Raw genomic sequence first — 2,784 nt, forward strand, 5'->3', positions numbered from 1 at the left:
TCGTGGAGGGCGATTGTGAGTTGACGGATGACGTAGTCGGGCATGGAGGTGTTGATTTCGCCGGCCAGTTCGATGAAGCGGGTGGCGATCTGGTGTTCGCGGGCTTTCCAGGCGAGGTAGAAGGGGTCGATGGGGATGCAGTGGCCTCCGAGGCCGGGTCCGGGGGTGAAGAAAGTCTTGTTCTCCTTTTTGCCGAAGCCGAAGGGCTTCGTGGCGGCGGCATCGAGGACTTCCCAGACGTCGATGCCCATGGCGGAGTAGATGACCTTCAGTTCGTTCACCAGCGCGATGTTGACGGCGCGGTAGATGTTCTCGGTGAGTTTGCAGGCTTCGGCGACCTCGCAACTGGAGACGGGGACGACCCGGTCGATGCAGGCGCCGTAGAGGGCGGCCGCCAGGTCGCGGCTGGCCGGGTCGAAGCCGCCGACGACCTTCGGGATGGTGCGGGTGGTGAAATCAGGGTTGGCGGGGTCCTCGCGCTCGGGACTGAAGGCGAGGTAAAAGTCGGTTCCCGCCTTCAGGCCGGACCGTTCCAGGATGGGGCGAAGGACGTCGCGCGTGGTGCCCGGATACGTTGTACTCTCCAGAACGATCAGTTGGCCTTTCTTGAGATGGGGAACGATGGTCTCGGCGGTGCCCACGATGTAACTCATGTCGGGATCGCGCGTTTGGGTCAGGGGTGTGGGGACACAGATGAGGATGGCGTCGACGTCGCGGATTCGCGAGAAGTCCGTGGTGGCCTCGAAGCCCTTGCCGGGGTTCATCGTGACGATGCGCTCGTGGCGGATGTGCTTGAAGTAGGACCGGCCGGCCATCAAGGCGTCGATCTTCTGCGGGTCGATGTCGAAGCCTACGACGGGGAAGCCGGCGTCGCGGAAGGCCAGGGCGAGCGGCAGGCCGACGTAGCCGAGCCCGATGATGCCGACGGTTGCCTGACGGTTCTGAATCCGCTTCATCAGATCCTGCATGTTCCGGATTCCTCCTGAGCCTCTGCGAGGCGTGTTCGAGTCTCCTTGGATAGTCGGCCGAAAGGGCGTTTGGGATACAGTTTTCCCGGCGGCGTGTCGGCGCTTGACGCCCCTTCGGGGCCTTCTATAATAGCCCTGTTCCTGCGGCGTGCCAGGGTTTTTCGGCAATCGACGTTTAACGAATCCCATTTGGCGAGGGCCAAACCGTGCCTGTTCCCCTCTTGGACCTGGTGGCGCAGTACCGGACCATCCGCGACGAGGTGCGAGCGGCGGTGACGGAGGTGCTGGAGTCGCAGCGCGGCGTCGGGGGGCCCCAGATCGTCGCATTGGAGAAGGCCGTCGCCGAGTACTGCCGGTGCCGGCACGCGATCGGCGTCTCGAGCGGGACGGACGCGCTCCTGGTGAGCCTGATGAGCCTGGACATCGGCCGAGGCGACGAGGTCATCACGACGCCCTTCACCTTTTTTGCGACCGTGGGCTCCATCGTCCGGGTCGGGGCGAAGCCCGTCTTCGTGGACATCGACCCGAAGACGTACAACATCGACCCCTCGCACATCGAGGCCGCCGTCACCCCGAAGACGAAGGCGATCATGCCTGTCCACCTGTTCGGCCAGATGGCCGACATGGACCCGATCCTGGCCGCGGCGGAGAAGCACGGCCTGGCGGTGATCGAGGACGCGGCCCAGGCGATCGGGGCGGAGTACAACGGTCGGCGGGCGGGCTCCCTCGGGACCTGCGGGTGCTTCTCCTTCTATCCCTCGAAGAACCTGGGGGCGTGCGGCGACGGGGGGATGGTCGTCACGAACGACGACGGGCTCGCGCGCCGGTGCGAGTTGATGCGCAATCACGGGGCCGAGGAGCGGTACTACCATCGCCACGTGGGCGGCAATTTCCGCCTCGACAGCATCCAGGCGGCCATCGTGATGGTAAAATTGAAGTATCTTGAGTCGTGGCATGAGGCGCGGCAACGCAACGCCGCCTATTACAACGAGCGCTTCGCAGACTGCCGGGCTATCCAGACGCCCTACGTCGAGCCGCACAACCGCATGATCTACAATCAGTACGTCATCCGGATTCCCGGGAAGCGCGATGCCGTCGAGGCGAAACTGAACGAAAAGAAGATCGGCAACGCGATCTATTACCCGGTTCCGTTGCACCTTCAGGAGTGTTTTGCCGATATAGGGCACAAGGAGGGGGACTTCCCGCAGGCGGAACGGGCGGCGCGGGAGGTGCTGGCGCTGCCGATTTACCCCGAACTGACTCGCGAGCAACTGGACGAGGTGGCCGACGCGGTTCTCGAAGCCGTTCGTTGACCGGAGCGCCAAGTTGTGCCGGCCACCCGATGGGAAGACACACGTGACGGAAGGCACACGGGCAACCATTCTCAACGTCGTCGGCGCTCGGCCGAACTTCATGAAGATCGCCCCCTTGATGCGGGCCTTCCGCAAGAGGCCGGAGTTTCGGCCGGTGCTGGTTCACACCGGTCAGCATTACGACGAGCGCATGAGCCGCAGACCGCCGAGATCATGAAACGCTTTGAGCCGGTCGTCGAGCAGTACCGGCCGGACGTCGTTCTGGTTGTGGGCGACGTGAACTCAACGATCGCGTGTGCCCTTGTGGCTGTCAAACTCGGCGTCAAGGTCGCCCACGTGGAGGCGGGCCTCAGGAGTTTCGACCGCACTATGCCGGAGGAAATCAACCGCCTCCTTACCGATGCCGTCAGCGATTTCCTTTTCGTGACCGAACCCAGCGGCATCCGCAACCTGAAGCACGAGGGCATTCCGGAAGAGAAGATCTTCTTCGTCGGGAACGTTAT

The 2,784-nt window shown here is 63.5% G+C and carries 2 protein-coding genes and 1 pseudogene; 2 read left to right on the forward strand and 1 reads right to left on the reverse strand.

The window, feature by feature from the left end:
* A partial coding sequence (locus tag NTX40_00820) for a nucleotide sugar dehydrogenase (protein ID MCX5647633.1) occupies window positions 1-968 on the reverse strand: 968 nt, incomplete at its 3' end.
* A gap of 206 nt (window positions 969-1,174) precedes the next feature.
* Between NTX40_00820 and NTX40_00825 the strand changes: the two genes are divergently transcribed.
* Together NTX40_00825 and NTX40_00830 are read left to right on the forward strand one after the other, a co-directional pair.
* The gene (locus NTX40_00825) at window positions 1,175-2,281 is read left to right on the forward strand and encodes a DegT/DnrJ/EryC1/StrS family aminotransferase (GenBank protein MCX5647634.1); all 1,107 of its coding nucleotides are present in this window, start codon (window positions 1,175-1,177) and stop codon (window positions 2,279-2,281) included.
* A 100-nt stretch (window positions 2,282-2,381) separates the two neighbouring features.
* A pseudogene (locus tag NTX40_00830) lies at window positions 2,382-2,784 on the forward strand (UDP-N-acetylglucosamine 2-epimerase).

Source organism: Planctomycetota bacterium, from assembly GCA_026387035.1.
In the GTDB taxonomy this organism is placed as follows: Bacteria; Planctomycetota; Phycisphaerae; order FEN-1346; family FEN-1346; genus JAPLMM01.